The organism is Kribbella pratensis (genome assembly GCF_004366075.1).
GTDB lineage: Bacteria > Actinomycetota > Actinomycetes > Propionibacteriales > Kribbellaceae > Kribbella > Kribbella pratensis.
In genome coordinates, this window is the sequence record NZ_SODU01000005.1 from 443,884 (window position 1) to 463,191 (window position 19,308).

Sequence of the window (19,308 nt, forward strand, 5' to 3'; positions counted from 1 at the left end):
GAGTCACCGGCCCGCGACGTCGTACGGGAAGGTGGGCAGTACGCCGATCTTGTCGTACTCCATCTTCGACGCGTCGAAGCCCGCCTCCCAGTCGGCATTGGTCACCTGGTTGCACTGGTACGCCTGGTACTTCTGGTCGGTCACCTTCCCGACCTGCACGTTGCTGATCGCGAACCCGCAACCACCGGCGTCCATGTGCACGCCGCGGGTGCCGCCCGCGTCGGGCATCGACGGGTCCGGAATCACGTCCCCGATCACCATCTGGTCGACCGTGTTCTGGATCGGGTGCGGCTCCTGGTTGTCCACGCCGTACGTGTAGAAGGCGCCCATGTCGCCGCTGTCCAGACCCATCTCCTCCAGCTTGATGTACTTGAAGGTGTTACCGGACGAGTACTGGTCCGGGTCCTTCACCTCCGGCCGCGACTCCAGGCTGATGCCGTAGCGGGCGCTGTGCTTCACCTCGACATTCGTCACCGTGTTGTTCCCGGTGGTCATCAGTTCGATGCCGGCCGCGTCACCCGGGACCAGTTCACCGACGTGGTCGATGAACAGGTTCGAGAACGTGTGGTGGTTGGTCAGGTCACCTTCGCCGGGCCAGCCGCCCTCGACCTTGATCCCGTCGTTGCCGATGTTCTCCAGCAGGCTGTCGGTGACCCTGGTGTGATCGTTGGCGTACAGCATGAAGATGCCGGTGTAGCCCGTGTCGGAGATGTGCATCCGGCTCAGGTCGATGTTGCTGGTGTTGGTCAGGGTGATCGCACCGAACTGGTCCCGCGGTAGCTCGATCTGCCGGTCGTACTCGGGGTACTTGTGCTCGAAGCCGGAGTCACCAGGGGCGTTCCAGCCGACCCGGTACCAGCTGACGAAGTCGGAGTACTGCACGCCCAGACCGTCGAACGTCACGTCGTGCAGCCGGTCCTGCGGTGACTTACCGGCCAGGTTGAGCACGGTCTTCACCGTGGGCCGCAGGACCTTGACGCCGTCCATCGTGCCGGCGCGCGGCTTGTAGTAGACCTCACCGGCCTTGAAGTCGACGTAGTACTCCCCTGGCTGGTCAAGGAAGCTCAGCGAGTTCTGGAAGTAGTATCGCGAGCCGCCGCGGCTGTTCACCATGGCGAACCGGGTGAAGTACTTCAGGGTGGTCTGCGTCTTCTTGAAGTTGGTGTCCAGCAGCGGGATCGTGTCCGTGAACCACGACCAGGAGCCACCGGACCAGATCGTCACCGACGCCTGGCTCAGGTCCCACGTCGGATCCCAGTCACCGGCCTTGCCCCACAGCCAGTTGTGGACGTCCATCTTGTCCTCTTCGTAGAGGATCGATGTCATGTACGGCGCCCACGTGTCCTCGGCGGCGCGGTTCGGGTAGCGGGCGTTCGTGGCGCGCTTGCCGTCCTCGAAGAGCGTGTAGAAGGGCTTGGACGCGTCGAACTTGGTCTTGTAGATGCCGTTCTGGGTCGGGGTCCAGCCGGTGAGCTCCTCGGCGCCCTGGAGCTGCGCCTTACCGGGGCCGTCGACACTGCGGTACACGACCCGGTGACCGTTCTTGCCGGAGTCCTGCTCGTTCAGGTCGATCGTGGACGCGACCGGGTAGTTGCCGGCCTTCAGGTTGACGGTGATGTCGCAGTTCATCCGGTCGTTGAGATCCTTGTTCCGGATCTCGTCGCGGGCCCGGGTGACGGTCTTCCAGGGCTCCTTCTCGGTGCCCTTCGCGGAGTCGTTGCCATCGGGTGCGACCCAGAAGTTGTTGCAGTCGACCGCACCGGCGGGCTGGGCGTTGAATTGGAGGGCCGCGACGGTCACCAGGGCAGCCGCGACCACCCCGGCGCCGACGCTGAGCGTCGTACGCCTGGTTCTTCTGGACATGTTGGGCGGGGTCCTCTCTCAGGGAGGGTCAGTCGCCGGCGTTGCCGTTCCGGCTGCGCCAGCGCTCGTACTCGAGACGGGTCTTCTCGGTCAGGGGGTAGTAGTCACGCAACGGGGCGCCTTCGTCGATCCGGCGCCGGCTGAACTTCTCCCACTCGTCGTGCTCGGCGGCCGCCTGGACGACGGACTCGGCACGCCGGCGGGGTACGACGACGGCACCGTCGTCGTCGGCGAGCACCAGGTCCCCCGGCAGCGTGAGGACGCCGCCGACCGCCACCGGGACGTTGTACGCCCACGGGAACAGCTCGGACTGGGACGCGTAGTGCGGGGTGGCTCCGGTGGACCAGATCGGGACGTCGAGCTCCGACACCCGCGGTACGTCGCGGATCCGGCCGTCGACGACGATGCCGGCGCCGCCGCGGAGCTTGAAGTAGCGGACCAGCATGTCGCCGAAGCAGCCGGTGGTGTGGCTGCCGTACGCCTGGACCACCAGGACGTCACCCGGCTGGATCTCGTCGAGCACGGCCCACAGCGCCGTACTGCGCTCGATGTACTCCTGGGTCTGGCCGTCGGCGATGTCCTCACGCTGTGGCATGAACTGCAGGGTCAGCGCGCGGCCGACCACCTTCTTGCCGGGGAACATGCTGGTCGGACCGTCGACGAAGGTCCGGCGGATGCCCTGGTTGTGCAACCGGGCGCAGGCGGTGGCCGACCCGATCTCGGACAACCGCGACACCAGGTCCGGATCCGGCGCCGGCGGGGTGTCGCCGCGTACCGGCAGGTCCCAGACAGGCGTCACCGGAGCTTGTTCCGTGCTGCTCATATGTCTCCTCAGTACTGAATTAGGCAAGCGCCAGGTGGGCGGCGCGATAGGTGTTTCTGGTCAGCCGCAGATCCAGCCGGATGGTCCGGCCCGGCGGCATCGTCACTTCGAGTCTGTTGCCGTCGACAACGACCGTCCGGCTGCCGGGCGTCGGTGGGGTCGAGGTGTACGCCGGTGACGGCCCCGGGTACTCGCCTGTGGCCGTGGACACCGTGGCCTCGTCGATCCGGTCGGTGCCGAAGCTCCCGGCCTGAACGATCACCCTGCGGGTCTGGGTCGCGGACAGGTTGACCAGTTGCAGACCTGTCCGGTCCGGCTCCACTGTGTCGACCAGTGCGGCGACATCAGGTGGCAGACCGGGACGGCCGCGGTCCGCGTCCAGGTAAAGGACGCGCAGTGGCAGCAGACCGCCGTTGTAGAGCAGCTGCGGCGTACCTGTGGTCAGCTGCAGCAGCGCCTCGGTGGCGACCGGGTTGTGCCGTTGCCAGTGGTGGATGTTCATGTCGGCCGGGTCGACGGTGTCGACGGCCATCAGGTCCATCCGGCGCTGCACCTGGGACAGTGCGACGCCCAGCATCGCCTCCGGGTAGCCGGGGTTGTCTCCGGCCAAGTAGGCGAGCCAGGGCGCCTCGTGACCGGCGTCCTCCTTGTTGCGGAAGTCGCGGACCGTACGCCAGTCATAACCGCTGCGCTCGCGCAGCTTGCTCAACCGGTCGCGGTCACTCGACTCGAAAGATGCCTGCCACAACCACATCGGCAGTCCCAGCTGCGGCGGCTGGTAGTCGAACCACCCGTCGTCGCTGTGCCGGTTCGGGATCAGCAAGGTCGGGTTGGCGCAGTCGTCCCCCAGCTCGGCCTCCCACCGGTCCCGGATGCTCATGTCGGTCTCGTCGACCGCACCGCTGATGCCCCGTTCGTACAGGTGGTCCAGTAGCTGCCGTGCGAAGTCCAGCCGCTTCGAGTCACCCGTGAGTACGACGCCGTTCAACGCCGCGACGCAGGCGGCCGATCCGACGCTGTAAACCCCGTGCGGCCAGTTCCAGCCGTACTTGCCGCCGTACCAGCGGCCGTCGTGAAGCTCGCCGACGATGCCGTTCGGGCCGACGTTGTCGGGCAGCAGGCCGCCGTTCGCCTTGGCGCGCTCCTCCCACGCGTCCAGGTACTCCAGCGTCCACGCGGCGAACCGGTCGCTGTGGTCGTACAGCCAGGCGTTCGCGGTCAGCGTCGTCGCGGCCAGGTTGACTGCGGTGTCACCAGCACCGAGTCGGCGGATCATCTCCGCACCCATGAGGTCCGCGTTCGCCGGGTCCTTCAGATCGTCCCAACTGCTGATCCCGGGTACGCCGGACAGCGGCAGCCCGAAGATCCGCATCCGCTCCTGGTTGGCGCCGAATGTCCGCCACTCGTCGTTGATGCCCCACCGCGGACCGCCGGCGCCGTTGTGCGGGGCGCGGATCGTCCGGGTCACCGGGTCGTAGTTGGCCGCCGGCGATCCCGGGAGGTACAGCTCGGCGAACCGGTACGCGCGCTCGCGGAACACCTCGTCCGTCGGGTCGGCCGCGCACAGCGAGTAGAAGAAGATCATCGACTCGCCGAGGTGGAACCAGTCGTACCCGCGCTCGAACTCGTCGACCAGGAACCCCAGGTCGGTAAGCTGCCGGGTGACGCCTTCCCAGTGCCACTTCGACACGTCGATCAGGTCGTCAGCGCCGCCGAGCTGGTACAGCACCGGCCAGTTCACGAACGCCTCGTAGAAGTCGTCCGCACCGTCTCGGCTCTGCACCGGGCCGGCGTACCGCAGGCTGCCGTCGGGCAGGCAGTAGCGTTCGCGGAACAGCCACCAGCCTTCGTCCATCACGTCGAACAGGCGCCGCTGCATGATCGCCCAGGCGGGGGGCGAGCCGATCGGTATCTCCGCGACAACTGGTTCGTTCATCCCTTGGTCGCTCCCGCGGTCAGGCCGCTGATCACGTGCCGCTGGAGCAGCACGAAGACCACCAGCAACGGAGCCACTGCGAGCAGCAGCGTCGGGAACACCACCGTGTAGTCGGTGGAGTACTGGCTCACCGCGGCGTACACGCCGGTCGTCACGGTGTAGAGACCGCTGCCCGGGCCGAGGATGATCTGTGGGTTCACGAAGTCGTTCCACACCGAGAAGGTGTTCAGGATGACCATCGTCACCACGGCCGGCTTCATCAGCGGGAACACGATCGACCAGAACACCCGGTGCTTGCCGGCCCCGTCGACCGCGGCCGCCTCGTCCAGGCTGGCCGGGATCGTCATGATGTATCCGGCGTACAGGAAGATCGAGAACGGCAGCGTCAGCGTGGTCTCGAACAGGACGAACCCGGGGATCGTCCCCATCAGCCCAAGGAACTTCAGCGTGTAGACGACCGGGATCACCAGCACCTGGCTGGGGATGAAGGTCCCGGCGACGAACAGCAGCAGGAGCATCCGGTACCGGCGTTCGCTGCGCCGCGCGATCACGTACGACACCGGACCGGCCAGTGCGACGGACAGCACGTTCACCGACACCACGAACAGGATCGTGACGGCGTATCCCTTTCCGATGTTGAAGTCGGGGTTCGTCGCGGCCTTCCGCAGGTACTCCGTGGTGAGTTGGTCGGGCGACAGCGAGAACGGGTGCTGCAGGATGTCCTGCTGCGACTTGAACGCGCTGACAATCAGCAGGTACATCGGCACCAGCATCAGCACACTGGTCACGACCAGGAACGCGACCCGTCCCCAGCCCTTTGCTCTGAAGGGTTTGAACTGCACAGTGGCCACCCGTGGCATCCGGAGCGCGCTCATGCCTGCACTCCTCGGTCAGCGCGTGCTCGCAGCCGTGCGACGGTCAGAGCGAGACCTGCGGTGATGACCATCAGTACGACGCTCTGCGCCGAGCCGAAGCCGAGCGCGTTGTTGTGGAACGAGTCCCACAGGATCAGGTACGCCGCGGTCTGCGTGGACCCAGCCGGGCCACCTCCTGTCAGCGACACCACGAGGTCGTACGTCTTCAGCAACGTCACCAGCGACAGCACGAGGTTCACCGTCACGACAGGTGCCAGGGCGGGCAGTGTGACGTTGAAGAACGTCTGCTGCTTCGACGCACCGTCGATGCGCGCCGCCTCGAGCAGGTCCTTCGACACCGTCTGCAGCCCGGCCAGGTAGAGCACTACGTTCACACCGAACCCGGCCCACACCAGTACGGCGATCAGACTCGCGAGAGCCCATTTCGGGTCGGAGAGGAACGGCAGTACCTCGGTGCCCTTCGACGTCAGCCAGCCGTTGACGACACCCGACGTACCGAGCACTGCGCTCCACAGGAAGCCGACGACCAGTGCGCTCAGCACGTGCGGGTAGAACAGCACGATGCGGAAGAACGCGTTCAGCCGGGACGCACCGTTCACCAGCAGGGCGAACCCGAGTCCGAGCACGCTGAGCAAGACCGTGCCGATAGCCGCGATCAGCAGCGTCACCCAGCCCGCCCGGATCGCCTCGGCGCTGTGGGTCAGGCTGACGTAGTTCTTCAGGCCGACGAACGCCGGGTTCGCGCTGTAGCCGTCCCAGTCGGTCAGGCTGAGGTAGAGCGACAGACCGACCGGGACGACCAGCATGACGACGAACAGCACCAGCGCCGGGCCGACCATACTGAGGGTCGTCAGATTTGTCGTCAGGCGGGCCCTCACGACTTCGAGCCCATCCAGCTGTCGATGCGGGTAGCGACGTCCTTCGCACTCTTCCCCGTGTAGAGGCTCTGGACTGCCTTGTTCCATTCGCCGTTGAAGCCCTGCGGCAGCGTGTTGGCGCCGTACCCCTCACCCTGGGCGACGTGCTTCGGCGCCTGGTCGAGGATCTCCTGCACCTGCTTGCCGAGCGGCGACAGCTTGTCGGTGTAGCCCTTGCGGAAGTTGCCGTCCTGCGCGAGCTGGCTCTGGACGGCGGTCTTGTCCGTGACCAGCCACTGCACCAGCTTCACCGAGAGGTCACGCTGCTTGGTCGACTTCAGGACCATGTACGGCGCGGCCATCGTGACACCCTGCGGACCCGGCGACGGCTGCCCCTTGTCGGTCGGTGCGGCGAACACACCGAGGTCGAACTTCGGCTTGGCGTCGTCGGCCGTGCGGACGAACCAGCTGCCCATGATGTACATGCCGGCCTTGCCGGACAGGAAGTTGGTCTGCGCGCCGACGTCCTTCAGGCCGAGCGCGTTCTTGTCGACGTAGCCGTTCTTGATCCAGGACTCGTAGCGCTCCAGCAGCGGCAGCATCGTCTCGCCGACCTTGGCCTGCTTGGAGCTGATCTGCTGGTACCAGTCCGGGTACTTGGTGGCGATCGACGGGTCGCTGAGCTGCAGCAGCTGCAGACCGGTCACGTAGTCGCCGGCGGTCTGCAGCGGCAGGTATCCGGCCGCCTTGAGCTTGCCCATGGCCGCGGTCAGCTCGTCCAGGTCCTTCGGCGGAGCGCTGATGCCGGCCTTCGCGAAGGCGTCCTTGTTGTAGAACACCAGCGACTGCGCCTGCTGGCCGACACCGACCGTGTACACCTTTCCGTCCAGCGAGGCCTGCTCCACCAGCGGGGTGTCCTTGGTCCACGCCTGGTCGGTCAGGTCGAGCATCTGCGGCGCCAGCACCTTGTCGGCCATCAGCGTCTCGACGACATCCGGCGCGTTGCCGGCCGCCAGCAGCTGCGGCAGCGTGTCCTTGACGCCCGAACCCGTCGGCGCCTCGATCTTCACGTCGACGCCAGGGTTGGCGTCCTCGAAGGGCTTGACCAGGCCCTCCCAGTAACTCTTGGTCAGGTTGGGGGTGATGTTGACCAGCATCCGCACTTCGCCGGTGCTGTCACCAGCAGCACCCTTGTCGTCACTGAAGCCGCCACCGCAGCCCGCCGCGCCCACCAGGATCACAACGGATGTCAGCAGGCCGAGCGTGCGCCCTGGTTTGCGTGCCGAACGAGCCATTTCCGGGTCCTCCTCGGATCGTCCCGGCGTCGGGGGCGGCCGGGCGTCGTTATCGAGTGACGATGCAGAGCGCAGCGCTGAAGTGTCAACGTTTAAACGGCAAAGTGGACGTTCTGAGTCAGAAGTCCGTGCCATATAGGGTTGGCAGAACGCTGTGAACCGGGTCACCATGCAGCCATGCCCGATGCCGGAAGACCGAAGTCGCCGCTGACCCTGTCGGTGCCCGAGCGGACTGCGCTCAGCCAGCTCGCGGCCGCCCCGCGGACCAGTGCCGCGATGCGGCTGCGGGCGCGGATCGTGCTGGCCAGCGCCGAGGGACGCTCGAACAAGGCGGTCGCGGACCTGCTCGAGGTCACCCCGGGCACGGTCGGCAAGTGGCGCCGGAGGTTCCTCCGGATGGGCATGGCCGGCCTCGACGACGGGATGCGCAGCGGACGGCCGCGGATGGTCGACCGGGTGCAATTGGGCGCGGCGTCGATAACAGGTGCGCCAACATCGATGGCCGATTCCGGACATCGCCCCTCGACCCGCGAGCTGGCCGCGGCGTACGGCGTCTCGCAGTCGACGGTCTCGCGGCGGCGCCGGGAGGAGATCCAGCACTACCGCTCCGGTGCTGGAACTGTTGTGGCGACCAGCCATCCCGCCCCACCGCCGCCAAGTGACACAGAGTTGCTGTCCGACCGGGTGTACGAGGCGATCCGCGGCTGGATACTGTCCGGCGAGCTGGCGCCCGGGATGCGCGTGGTCGAGTCCGAGATCGCCCGGGTGCTCGGCACCAGCCAGACCCCGGCCCGGGAAGCGGTACGCCGGTTGGCGCACGAGGGACTCGTCACGTACCGCCCGCGGCTGGGGAACTTCGTCACCGAGATCTCGCAGGTCGAGGCCCGCGAGGCGCGGGAGGTCCGCGTACTGCTCGAGTCCGCGGCAGCGCGCCGGGCGACCGGCCACGCGCCACCGGAGGAACTCGACCTGCTCCGGATCGAGGTGCAGCGGATGATCGAGGCGGCCGGCCATCACGACATCGGCGCGTTCCGCGAGGCTGACCTGCGGTTCCACCGGCAGGTGCTGGCGACCAGCGGCAACTCGATGCTGCTGCGCGTGTGGCGGACCCTGGAGCCGGCGCTGTGGAGCCTGCAGGTGGTGTCGAACGCGATGTACGCCGGCGACTGGGGCCTGATGGCGCGCCGCCACCTGGACCTGATCGAGGTACTCGCCGGCACCGACCCCGAGGACTCCGCCCGTCTCTTCGCCGCCCACGCCCGCGGCGAGAGCTCGATCACCAGACCAGCCGGCCACCATGATTGACGCCCACGTCCACGTCTGGGACCTGACCCGCCGCCGGCTTCCCTGGCTGGCTCCCGACCACCCCCTCCGCCGCAACTTCACCCTCCCCGACCTGCCCCACCTCTCCGACCTCCCCGGCCCGTCCGATCGCTCCGACCTTGTGCTGGTGCAGGCCGATGCCGACCCAGCTGAGGTGGATGACCTGCTGGCTCTGGCTCAGGAGAACGCGGCTGTGGTTGGTGTGGTCGGCTGGTTCGACCTGCTCGACTTCCCGGACCGGCTGCCGGACGACCCGCTTCTTGTCGGCGTGCGCAGTCCACCCATCGACCAGACCGACCCTGACCTGCTGACAGCTCCCGCGCACCTGCGCGGCGTGCGGGCCGCCGCCGACGCCGGCCTCGCCATCGACCTCCTGCTCCGCCCCTCCGCCCTGATCGGCGCCGCCCGGCTGGCTTCCGCCGTACCGGACGCCCGTCTCGTGCTCGACCACCTCGGCAACCCGACAGCTGCCACCGCCGAGTGGCGGTCCGGAATGCAGGCACTCGCCGAGTGCCCGAACGTGACCGTCAAGCTCTCCGGCACCGCCCACCTCGCGACCGACGACCTCCGCACGCTGGTCGACGTCGCCCTCGAACTCTTCGGCAGTGAACGGTTGCTGTTCGGCTCGGACTGGCCCGTGTGCACGCTGGCCGCCACCCGCGCCGAGGTGATCCGCCGTACCACCGCACTGCTGCCACCTGCCACGCACAACGACGTGTTCCGTGGCACCGCCCAGCGCATCTACCGCTCCAGGGAGACCGCCCCATGACCCAGTACACCCGCCGCCAGGTCCTGCGGACCGCCGGCGCCGCGGCCGGCACCGCAGTTGTCGCCGGCTCGCTCACCAACCCCCTGACTGCCGGAGCCGTCAGCTCACCGCCCGGCAGTGACACCAACCCGCTCAAACTCTGGTACACCCAGCCCGCCACCGAGTGGCTGCAGGCACTTGCCATCGGCAACGGGCGCCTCGGCGCCATGGTGTACGGCGGCACCGCGACCGAGCAGCTGCAACTGAACGAGGACTCGATCTGGGCCGGTGGTCCACACCAGTACGATGACCCGGTCGGCAAGGACGTCCTCCCGGAGATCCGTCGGCTGATCGCCGAGGAGAAGTACCTCGACGCGCAGAACCTCGCCGATGCGCACTTCATGGGTCTCCCGCACGAGCAGATGCAGTACCAGCCGGTCGGCTACCTTTCGCTGGCCTTTCCGGGCATCGACGCCACCGCGGTCACGGCGTACCGGCGAGAGCTGGACCTGACCACGGCGATCACGTCGGTCAGCTACGAGCACGCGGGCGTGCGCTACACGCGGGAGGTGTTCGTCAGCCATCCCGCACAGGTGCTGGTGATGCGGCTGACTGCCAGCCAGCGCGGGGCGCTCACGTTCGACGCGACGTACAGCACGGAGCAGGCCGCGACACCATCGGCGTACGACAAGCAGACGCTCGCGCTCAACGGGATCAGCGGCGACGCCGAGGGCCTGACCGGTTCGGTCAAGTTCTGCGCGCTGCTCCGCGCTTTCACCGAGGGCGGCAGTACGACGGTTGCTGACGGCAAACTCTCGGTCGCCGGCGCTGACGAGGTCACGCTGCTGTTCTCGGTCGGCACCAGCTACCGCAACTACCTCGACGTCAGCGCGGACCAGATCGCTCGCGCCGTAGCGCCACTGGCCGCGGTCGGACGCCCGGCGTACGGCGCCCTGCGGCACCAGCACGTCGAGGACTACCAGCGGCTCTTCGGGCGCCTCGATATCGACCTCGGTACGTCGGACTCGATCGCGCTGCCGACCGACCAGCGGATCATGGCGTTCCGCAACGGCGGCGATCCGCAACTGGCCGCGCTGTACTACCAGTTCGGCCGGTACCTGCTGATCTCCAGCTCCCGCACCCCGGGCCAGCCTGCGAACCTGCAGGGCATCTGGAGCTACAAGATGCTGCCCGAGTGGCAGTCCAAGTTCACGCTGAACATCAACGCCGAGATGAACTACTGGCCGGCCGGACCGGCCAACCTGGCGGAGTGCTGGGACCCGATGTTCCAGATGATCAGCGAGCTGTCCGAGTCCGGCGCCCGTACTGCGGCCACCATGTACGACGCACCTGGCTGGGTGGCGCACCACAACACGGACGGATGGCGCGGGACCGCACCGGTCGACTTCGCGTACTACGGGGTCTGGCCGACCGGCGGTGCGTGGCTGTCGCTGCTGTTCTGGGAGCGGTACGAGTACACCGGCGACCTCGACATGCTGCGGAAGTACTACCCGGTCCTGCGCGGCTCCGTGGAGTTCTTCCTCGACCAGCTGCAGACCGACGCCAAGACGGGCTGGCTGGTGACCAGCCCGTCGCACTCCCCCGAGGTCAAGCACCACGACTACGACAACGTCGGCGTGAGCATGTGCGCGGGGCCGACGATGGACACCGAGATTCTGCACGACCTGTTCAAGGTGTTCGGGCAGGCGACCGCAGTGCTTGGTGTCGACAGCGCGATGGCCGCTGCCGCCGCGGACGCGCGGTCGAAGCTGGCACCGATCCAGATCGGGTACCTCGGCCAGATCCAGGAGTGGCTGATCGACTGGGAGGAGGCCGCTCTGGAGACGAGTCGACATGTCTCACACCTGTGGGCAGTCTTCCCCAGCGACCAGGTGACCCCACGCAGTACGCCGGAACTCGCCGACGCTGCCCGCAAGTCGCTGGAGCTGCGCGGCCCGGCTGTGACCGCAGGGTGGTCGCTGGCGTGGAAGCTCAACCTCCGGGCCCGGCTGCTCGAGCCGGACAACGCGTACAAGCACCTGACGCAGCTGCTGGGCCCCGGACGTACCGCGCCGAACATGTTCGACCTGCACCCGCCGTTCCAGATCGACGGAAACTTCGGCGGTGTCTCCGGGATCACCGAGATGATCATGCAGAGCCACTCCGGCGAAGTCGCGCTACTCCCCTGCCTGCCGACGGCGTTCCCGACCGGGACCGTCCGGGGTATGCGCGCCCGCGGCGGCTTCGACCTCGAGTTCTCGTGGTCCGGCGGGAAGTTGACCAAGGCAACGGTTCGGTCGCTGCTCGGCAACCGGCTACGGCTGCGGACCGGCGCTTCGGTGGATGTCAAGTCGTCCATCGGCCCGGTGGCGTTCGCCCGCCCGGAGGACGGCGTCGTGGAGTTCCGCACTCGCCCGGGTGTCGACTACTTCATCGAGGTGCGCCCGTGACGGCTCTTCGATTGACGCTGCCGTTGCTGGCCGCGCTGCTCACTGTGGGCGCCACCGCTGTGCCGCCTGCCAGTAGTACGCCTCCTGAGCAGGGGACGACCGCCTGGCGCGACGGTGCGCTGCAGGGCGACACGGCAGGGCTGGTGTCACGGTCCGACCTCGTCCAGGAGGGCCCTGCGTGGCGTTCGTATCAGGCGATGCCGCTGGGAAACGGTGTGCTCGGTGCTTCGGTCTGGGCCGAGAAGGGCTACAGCGCACAGCTCAACCGCGTGGACACGTTCCCGGACCTCAAGTCCGCCGGGCGTCTCGTCGTACCCGGTCTGGGCTCTCTGATGCGTGCTGACGACTACAGCGGACGGCTGGCGCTGTACGACGGTCAGGTCGTACAGAGCGGTGGCGGTCTCACTGCACGCTCCTACGTGCGTGCTGACGCGGACCAGTTCGTTCTGGAGGTGACTGGTGCGGACCCATCGCAGGTGCAGACCGCTGATCTGAAGCTATGGGCCGGCCGTACCCCGGCCGTCAGCGCAAATGGTGGGGTTGCTGCGCTCGCGGAGACGTTCCACGACGAGGCGTCCGGCAGCATCACCGGTGCAGTTGCCGCACTGACCGCACAGGCCCAGGGCGTCACCGCGTCGGTGGTGGACCCGCTGACGGTGCGGCTGACGTTCCGGCCGCGTGCGGACGGCAGTTTCCGGCTCGTGGTCGGCGTACCGTCGTACCGCGGCGGAGAACTACGGACAGCCGCGCGACGTGCCGTTGTCGAGTCGCCCAGTCATCACCTCGACTGGTGGCACGCGTTCTGGGACAAGGCGGCGCCGATGCGGATCACGTCGGCGGACGGGTCCGGTGAGTACGTCGAGAACCTGCGGACGTTGCAGCTGTACACGATGGCCGCGTCGATGCGCGGCGACGTACCGAGCACGCATGGTGCGGTGGTGCGGATGTTCTCGTCCTCGGGAGACCAGGCGGACTGGGCCCAGGACTCGTACTGGCACTTCAACCTACGGATGCTGGTGTCCGCGAACCTCGGCGCGGGCATCGGCGAGCTCAACTCGCCGTACTTCAAGTTCTACCTGGACCGTGCCGAGCTGATGCGCGAGTGGACGCGCACACACTGGAAAGGCGGCGAGGGCCTCTGCCTGCCGGAGTTCATGCGGTACGACGGCACAGGCGACGGCTGCGACAACATGCAGGAGCCCAGCTGGACACGGCGCATCCTGACCAGTGGGCCGGAGCTGGTGAACAACATCTGGCAGCAGCACCGGTACACCGGTGACACGGCCCTGCTGAATCGGAGCTATCCGCTGATGCGGGACGTGGCGCGGTTCTACCTGTCCGCCATGACCACTGGTGCGGACGGCTACCTGCACCTGGAGCACGTGAATGCTCTTGAGGTGCAGTGGGACACCAGCGACCCAGTGCCGGACCTGGCCGCGATGCGGGTCATCTTCCCGCTCGTCGCCGACCTTGCGACGTCGCGTGGCGACACAGCATTGGCCAAGCAGTTGCGGGACGCTGTGGGCAAGCTGCCGCCGTTCCGGACCGTGCAGCGTGGCGGCGAGGAGGTGCTGGCGTGGTCCGGCACCGACGAGGAGTCGCACAACACGCAGAACCCGGAGATGGAGGCGCTCTGGCCGTGGGGCGTGTTCGACGAGACGTCCGAGCTGATGCAGGCGACGTACCGGCAACGGGTGTATCCGCAGGACAAGGACTGGGGCATGGACTCCACCTGGGCGGCCCGGCTCGGGCTCTCGGACGAGGTGAAACGCCTGCTGCTGAAGGGGATCGCGGACTTCCAGATCTACCCGAACGGCTTCACCGTGCACCGCACCGGCCAGGAAGCGGTCCGGAACCGCAGCTTCTACAACGAGTGGGGCGGCGTACTCACCACCGGCCTGCAGGAAGCCCTGGTCCAGTCGTACGACGGGATTGTGCACGTCGCGCCCGCATGGCCACGTGATTGGGACGTCGCTGGGTCAGTCCAGATCGAGGGCGGGCACCGGATCAGCACCGAGGTGCATGACGGCGTACCGACCGTGGTCGGCATCCAGGCCGGCAGCCGCGACACGTTGAAGCTGCGCAACCCGTGGCCGGGTCAGCAGGTCCGCGTGGTCGACTCTCATGGACGCGTTGTCGTCGGTGGGACTCCTGCCGACCTCGTGACCCTGCAGACGGCTCCTGGTACGTCGTACACGCTTGAGCGCGTCGCCGTACCGCTGTCGTCCTTGACGTTCGCCCCGCTGGCCGGTCAGCCTGCGTCTGCAGTCAAGACGGTCGGCAACCGGGTGCTGGGCATCACGCGGAGCGAGCCGCCGCTGCTGAGCGACCTGGTGTCGGTGCAGTCGCCGGAGAAGCTGACCAACCTCGTCAAGGCTCAGGTCGGTGCACCGATCTATGTGGATCGCAGCTACACGGTCACTGAGCTGCCTGGGGCGTTGAACGGTCAGGCCTTGGTACAGGGCTCCAACGACGACTCCAAGGCGACGACACCACCTGACTACCTGACGCTGAATTTGACTCGGCCGGCGACCGTGTACGTCGCCTTCGATCCCCGTGGCGAGAACGTGTGGTGGCCGTCGTGGCTGTCCTCGTTCACTCGCACTGGTGAGACGGTCGGCACGACGGATCAGCGTCTGGTCCTCTTCAAACGCGACGTACCCGCCGGGCAGCTGTCCCTAGGCCCGAACTCCGGCGTGTCCGGCAAGGGGAACTCCACCTACGTCACGTTTGTGGTACCACGCTGAGCATGTTCAACCACGCACCCGACGGCTACGACTGCCCCTTCTGCCGACTAGCCGCCGGCCGCAAAGACCACCTCACGGCGCAGCACGACATAGTGCTGCGCCGTGAGCACGCCCTCGCCTTCGTAGCCTCCCGCTGGTGGCCCAACAACAAGGGCCACGTCCTCGTGGTCCCGACCGCCCACCACGAGAACCTGTACGACCTGCCCCCGGAATCCGGGCACGCCGTCCACGACGTAGTCCGCGAAATCGCCATCGCGATCCGCACCACCTACAACGACTGCGAAGGGATCTCCACCCGCCAACACAACGAACCCGCCGGCTACCAGGACGCCTGGCACTACCACGTCCACGTCTTCCCCCGTTACCCCGACGACAACCTCTACAACACACGCCACCTGGAAACCCCCGCCACCCCCGCCCAACGAGCCCCCTACATCCACCGCCTCCGCGCGTTCCTCGGCAACTGACGGGCTCGCGTGTCGTCAGGAGGTCTTGTGGCGGGCACCGCCCTCGAGGTGGATTGTCTCGCCGGAGATGAACCCCGCACGGAGCAGCCACATCACCGTGTCGACGACGTCGTCGGACTCGCCGTACCGTCCAACCAGCGTTCCAGCGGCACTCTTGCTCAGCAAGCCGACCTTGCTGTCGCCCAACCGATCCCAGGCACCCGAGTCGACGACCCCGGGCGAGATGGCATTGACCCGTACCGGGGCGAGGTCCGCCGCGAGGTGGCGAGCGACGTACTCGACCGCACCATTGGTCACTCCCTTGACCAGCGAGCCCCATCCCGGCCGCCACCCGACGACCCCGGAGAACAACACGATCGACCCGCTCGGCCGCAGTACCGGCGCGAAGTGCTTGGCGACCAGCATCGGCCCGATCACCTTCGCCGTGAACGCAGCGACCAGCTTGTCATGATCCAACTCAACAGCCCGAACATCGTGCGGCGCCGAACCGGTCGACACGATGTGGTCGATCCCCTCCGCAAACCGCCCGGCCGCTGCCGCGATCGTCGCCTCGTCCTGCAGATCGATGCGCACCGTGGTCGCGCCGATCTCCGCCGCCTGCGCCTCGGCGGCAGCCAGATCACGCGCACCGATCACCACTTCGTACCCGTCCTTCACCGCACGCCGCGCGATGGCCGCTCCCAGCGCCCGTGCACCGCCGATGACCAGGATCCGCTCCACTTTTCGTCACTCCCTCTCGTAGGATCGGACCCACGGTATGGATTTGATACCGGTATCTTCAACGGAACTGGGAGCACCCATGGGCAAGGCGTACAACGTGATGGCGGCAACCTGTCCGAGCCGAACCGTGCTCCACCGCATCGGCGCCCGTTGGACCGTGTTCGTCGTCAACGCCCTCGCTGACGGCCCGCGCCGCTTCACCGACCTGAAGGCACACATCCAGGGCATCACCCCGAAGGTCCTGACCGAGACGCTGCGCTCCCTCGAAGCCGACGGCCTGATCAGCCGGCACGAGCATGCCGAGAACCCGCCACGTGTCGAATACGCCCTGACACCCCTAGGACGATCCCTCCTCGTCCCACTCCGCGCCGTACGAGTCTGGGCCGAACAACACGTCCCCGACATCGAAGCCGCCCGAGCCCGCCACGAGCACCAGACGTACGCCGACACAGTGTGAATGCACGAGCCAGGCTGGCCGCCCGACTCAACCCGGTCAACGCTGGCCCGCCGCTGCGCCTAACGAAGCATCACCCAACTCGAGCTGACGTCCGCGGCTGAATCAGCGTGTGGATCGCCGATCGCAAACCCTTCCTCCGGTCCAAGACCGGCGACCAGCCGCACCCGGCCGCATGCTGCGCACGAGTTGATGACGCAGGTGTGCGCCGCTAGCGCGGCAGGCGAAGGATCGCGGAGATCCGCTGGGATCAGATCATGTCGAAGGAGGTCGGGCCGGAGCCGGGCTCATCGGTGGCGCGCTCACCCCGGACCGCGAACCGGGCCGCCTCCGCCCGCGTCACCTCATCGACCTGTCAGCTGGATCGCCGTACGCGCCATCGCGTCGGCCGACTGCGCGCCACTGACTTGGCCTCACACCCCATCCGGCGGCTGCGGGCGCGGCGGTTTCCCGCCCCCACGGATCGTCTTGTGGGGTTGAGACTTGGAGCCTTGGGTTGCCGGTGGGCGCGGGTTCGCCGTCCGGCTGCTGTGCGGACAGAGGCATGCCCGGCGGGGTTGCCAGTCTGCCCGCGGACCGTGCAGACCCGATGGCAACTCCTTGCAGGCCGGCCTCGTCCTGGTCCCGTTCAGATCGTGGCGAAGGAGGGCGGGCCGGTGTCGGCGTCGTCGGTGGCGCGCTCACCCCACACCGCGAACCGGGCCGCTTCCGCGCGGGTCGACTCGTCGGCGTGCCAGCGGCTCGGTCTCACACCCGACCCGGTGGCCGCGGGCGCGGCGGTGTCACCCCAGGGATCGTCTTGTGGGCTTGAGATTCGAGGCTTTGAGTTGCCGGCGGGCGTCGGCTCGCCGTCCGATGGCGCCGAGGGCGAGGGGTGCTCGCGCGGTGGCTGGGGTGGCCGGGGTGCGTCACCCGTTGGTTTGTGCGCCCGGGATGGGTCATCGAGTGGGCCCGCGGGCGTGGGGCGATCACCCGGCGGCTCGTGCGCTCGGAAGGCGGCCTCCGATGGGCCCGAGGGCGTGCGGTGCTCGCGCGGCGGCCCGGGCAACCGGGGTGCGTCAGCCGGTGGTTGGTGTGCCCGGGAGGCGTCGTCCGATGGGCCTGAGGGCGTGGGGTGTTCGCCCGTTGGTTCGTGTGCCCGGGATGGGTCATCGGGTGGGCCCGAGGGCGTGGGGTGATCACCCGGCGACTCGTTTGCCCGGGATGGGTCGTTCGATGGAGCCGAGGGCCTGGGGTGTTCACCCGGTGGCTTGGGTGCTCCGGATGCGTCGGCTGGTGGTTTGTGTGGGTGGCGGGGTGGTGGGTCGGCCCAGGTGGGTCTGGTGACGTGGACTTGGCCGTTGGTGATGGTGATGGTCCAGTGGCCGTGGTGGAGGTCGGTGTGGTCGCGGCGGCAGACCAGGGCGAGGTTGTCGAGCTTGGTGTGGCCGCCGTCGATCCAGGAGATCAGATGATGTGCGTCGCACATGACCGGTGGCGCGTTGCAGATGACGCAGCCGCGGTCGCGGGTGTTGAGGGCGCGGCGGAGGGCTTTGGTGACGAGGCGTTCGCGGCGGCCGACGTCGAGGGGTTCGGAGTTGGAGCCGAGCACGATCGGGATGACGTTGGCGTCGCAGGCAAGGCGGCGGATGGTGGCCGCGGACAGTCCGTTGCTGTAGACGGTGTGCCCGATCGCGTCCGCGGTGGCTGCCTTCAGGTCTTCCAGGTCGATCGTGACGGTCAGGTTCGCCTTCGCCCCGAACCCAGGTACCACGTCACCACCCACACCGCCGCACCGACCGGCTCCACCGTCCGAGCCACCAACTGAGCCGCCTGCCGCATCGGCCGTTGCCTCCGCCGTAGAACCAGCGTCTGTGGAGCTGGCTGGTTTGCTGGTGGGGCGGGGCATGGTGGGTGAGGGGATGCCGGCGTCGAGGGCGGTGGCGGCGAGGGTGAGGGTGGTGGTGAGGGCGTCGGCTTGGCGTTTTTCGCGGGAGCGGGGGTCTCGCTCGCCATCGACGGTTTTGTGGGCGCGGGCGCCGGTGACGATCAGGGTGCGGAACAGTTCGGCGTTCTCGTTGGCAAGGTAGCCCTTGAACTTCACGCCGCGGTCAGCGGTCGTCAAGGTCAAGGTTTCGCGGGCGGCGGCCTTGTGTTCTTCGGGTTCGGGGCCGTCGGTGTCGAGGATGTCGCGGGATTGTTCGGCGGCCTTGCGCAGGTCGGTCGGACACAGGTGCCGGGCGAGGCGGACCAGTTCTTGTTCGGCGAACTCCAGATCGGCCACCGGGACGGTTGTCGGGACTTTTTCGAGGGCGGTGATGATTGCTTCGGCTTGTGCCGGCCGCAACACCACCTCAGGAATCTCCCCGTCCCGGTCGTCTGCCACATCGGCCACATCGGGGAGGGCGGCGGTGACGGCCGGGTATTTGGGGAGTGCGCGGGCCAGCCGGACGTCGCGGAAGGCGCGGGAGTGGTCCAGGCGGTAGCGGAACTCCAGGTACTGCACCATGTCACGCGCACCGACCCGTTCGGCATACCCGGAAGTGTCCATCGCCGCGACCAGCCGCAACCGGCGCGTCTCGAGCAGCGCCAACTCGGCATCGGCCTGGTCGAGAGCACGCGCCAGCTCCGCATCGCTCATCAACTCCACCGGCTTGTCCATATCGAGAGCACGCGCCAGTTCCGCGTCGCTCATCAAGTCGGCCGGCTTGTCCATGTAGCAAAGCCTAGACACCGCCACCGACAGTTTTCAAAGCCAGATCCCCTTATTT

General features: G+C 67.7%; 14 protein-coding genes. 6 read left to right on the forward strand and 8 right to left on the reverse strand.

Annotation, left to right across the window (positions count from 1 at the left end; genetic code table 11):
• Positions 1 to 3: 3 nt before the first annotated feature.
• Genes EV137_RS38810 through EV137_RS38835 form a run of 6 tightly spaced genes read right to left on the reverse strand, consistent with a single transcriptional unit; the run spans position 4 to position 7,649 of the window.
• Entirely contained in the window at positions 4 to 1,863 is a 1,860-nt protein-coding gene (locus tag EV137_RS38810) for a right-handed parallel beta-helix repeat-containing protein (RefSeq protein WP_134010737.1), read from the reverse strand.
• Between the two features lie 28 nt (positions 1,864 to 1,891).
• Positions 1,892 to 2,686: an RraA family protein gene (locus tag EV137_RS38815; protein WP_134010735.1), complete on the reverse strand. Its 795-nt coding sequence runs from the start codon at positions 2,684 to 2,686 to the stop codon at positions 1,892 to 1,894.
• 19 nt (positions 2,687 to 2,705) lie between these two features.
• Positions 2,706 to 4,622 carry a DUF8034 domain-containing protein gene (locus tag EV137_RS38820; protein ID WP_134133126.1) on the reverse strand — a complete coding sequence of 639 codons (1,917 nt, stop codon included), beginning with the start codon at positions 4,620 to 4,622 and terminating at the stop codon, positions 2,706 to 2,708.
• Positions 4,619 to 5,497 carry a carbohydrate ABC transporter permease gene (locus EV137_RS38825; protein ID WP_134133127.1) on the reverse strand — a complete coding sequence of 293 codons (879 nt, stop codon included), beginning with the start codon at positions 5,495 to 5,497 and terminating at the stop codon, positions 4,619 to 4,621. Before EV137_RS38825 ends, EV137_RS38820 begins: the two co-directional genes overlap by 4 nt.
• On the reverse strand, positions 5,494 to 6,336 hold the full coding sequence (locus tag EV137_RS38830) for a carbohydrate ABC transporter permease (protein WP_134133128.1): 843 nt from the start codon (positions 6,334 to 6,336) through the stop codon (positions 5,494 to 5,496). The genes EV137_RS38825 and EV137_RS38830 overlap by 4 nt, the downstream gene beginning before the upstream one ends.
• Positions 6,337 to 6,371: 35 nt before the next feature.
• Positions 6,372 to 7,649: an ABC transporter substrate-binding protein gene (locus EV137_RS38835; protein ID WP_166680141.1), complete on the reverse strand. Its 1,278-nt coding sequence runs from the start codon at positions 7,647 to 7,649 to the stop codon at positions 6,372 to 6,374.
• A gap of 177 nt (positions 7,650 to 7,826) precedes the next feature.
• Here EV137_RS38835 and EV137_RS38840 point away from each other — a divergent pair, with 177 nt between their 5' ends.
• Genes EV137_RS38840 through EV137_RS38860 form a run of 5 tightly spaced genes read left to right on the forward strand, consistent with a single transcriptional unit; the run spans position 7,827 to position 15,384 of the window.
• Positions 7,827 to 8,954: an FCD domain-containing protein gene (locus EV137_RS38840; RefSeq protein ID WP_134010725.1), complete on the forward strand. Its 1,128-nt coding sequence runs from the start codon at positions 7,827 to 7,829 to the stop codon at positions 8,952 to 8,954.
• A complete protein-coding gene (locus tag EV137_RS38845; protein ID WP_134133131.1) occupies positions 8,947 to 9,741 on the forward strand; it encodes an amidohydrolase family protein in 795 nt (264 codons plus the stop codon). Before EV137_RS38840 ends, EV137_RS38845 begins: the two co-directional genes overlap by 8 nt.
• Positions 9,738 to 12,170 (forward strand): glycoside hydrolase family 95 protein, encoded by a 2,433-nt coding sequence (locus EV137_RS38850; protein ID WP_134133133.1) that lies wholly within the window; start codon positions 9,738 to 9,740, stop codon positions 12,168 to 12,170. The genes EV137_RS38845 and EV137_RS38850 overlap by 4 nt, the downstream gene beginning before the upstream one ends.
• Positions 12,167 to 14,917 carry a glycosyl hydrolase family 95 catalytic domain-containing protein gene (locus EV137_RS38855; RefSeq protein WP_134133134.1) on the forward strand — a complete coding sequence of 917 codons (2,751 nt, stop codon included), beginning with the start codon at positions 12,167 to 12,169 and terminating at the stop codon, positions 14,915 to 14,917. The genes EV137_RS38850 and EV137_RS38855 overlap by 4 nt, the downstream gene beginning before the upstream one ends.
• A gap of 2 nt (positions 14,918 to 14,919) precedes the next feature.
• The gene (locus EV137_RS38860; RefSeq protein WP_134133136.1) at positions 14,920 to 15,384 is read left to right on the forward strand and encodes an HIT family protein; all 465 of its coding nucleotides are present in this window, start codon (positions 14,920 to 14,922) and stop codon (positions 15,382 to 15,384) included.
• Positions 15,385 to 15,399: 15 nt separating this feature from the next.
• Here the strand turns inward: EV137_RS38860 and EV137_RS38865 are convergent, their stop codons facing one another.
• Positions 15,400 to 16,104, reverse strand: coding sequence for an SDR family oxidoreductase (locus tag EV137_RS38865; RefSeq protein ID WP_134133137.1), 705 nt, complete (start codon positions 16,102 to 16,104; stop codon positions 15,400 to 15,402).
• A 79-nt stretch (positions 16,105 to 16,183) separates the two neighbouring features.
• On the opposite strand from EV137_RS38865, the gene EV137_RS38870 reads away from it, so the two are divergent.
• On the forward strand, positions 16,184 to 16,561 hold the full coding sequence (locus EV137_RS38870; protein WP_134010714.1) for a winged helix-turn-helix transcriptional regulator: 378 nt from the start codon (positions 16,184 to 16,186) through the stop codon (positions 16,559 to 16,561).
• 625 nt (positions 16,562 to 17,186) lie between these two features.
• Here EV137_RS38870 and EV137_RS41895 read toward each other — a convergent pair.
• Positions 17,187 to 19,253 (reverse strand): HNH endonuclease signature motif containing protein, encoded by a 2,067-nt coding sequence (locus tag EV137_RS41895; protein WP_134133139.1) that lies wholly within the window; start codon positions 19,251 to 19,253, stop codon positions 17,187 to 17,189.
• Positions 19,254 to 19,308: the final 55 nt, after the last annotated feature.

Coding starts and splice junctions, on each gene's coding strand:
- EV137_RS38810 (WP_134010737.1), bottom strand. CDS start 1,863: ATGTCCAGAAGAACCAGGCGTACGACGCTCAGCGTCGGCGCCGGGGTG.
- EV137_RS38815 (WP_134010735.1), bottom strand. CDS start 2,686: ATGAGCAGCACGGAACAAGCTCCGGTGACGCCTGTCTGGGACCTGCCG.
- EV137_RS38820 (WP_134133126.1), bottom strand. CDS start 4,622: ATGAACGAACCAGTTGTCGCGGAGATACCGATCGGCTCGCCCCCCGCC.
- EV137_RS38825 (WP_134133127.1), bottom strand. CDS start 5,497: ATGAGCGCGCTCCGGATGCCACGGGTGGCCACTGTGCAGTTCAAACCC.
- EV137_RS38830 (WP_134133128.1), bottom strand. CDS start 6,336: ATGGTCGGCCCGGCGCTGGTGCTGTTCGTCGTCATGCTGGTCGTCCCG.
- EV137_RS38835 (WP_166680141.1), bottom strand. CDS start 7,649: ATGGCTCGTTCGGCACGCAAACCAGGGCGCACGCTCGGCCTGCTGACA.
- EV137_RS38840 (WP_134010725.1), top strand. CDS start 7,827: ATGCCCGATGCCGGAAGACCGAAGTCGCCGCTGACCCTGTCGGTGCCC.
- EV137_RS38845 (WP_134133131.1), top strand. CDS start 8,947: ATGATTGACGCCCACGTCCACGTCTGGGACCTGACCCGCCGCCGGCTT.
- EV137_RS38850 (WP_134133133.1), top strand. CDS start 9,738: ATGACCCAGTACACCCGCCGCCAGGTCCTGCGGACCGCCGGCGCCGCG.
- EV137_RS38860 (WP_134133136.1), top strand. CDS start 14,920: ATGTTCAACCACGCACCCGACGGCTACGACTGCCCCTTCTGCCGACTA.
- EV137_RS38870 (WP_134010714.1), top strand. CDS start 16,184: ATGGGCAAGGCGTACAACGTGATGGCGGCAACCTGTCCGAGCCGAACC.
- EV137_RS41895 (WP_134133139.1), bottom strand. CDS start 19,253: ATGGACAAGCCGGCCGACTTGATGAGCGACGCGGAACTGGCGCGTGCT.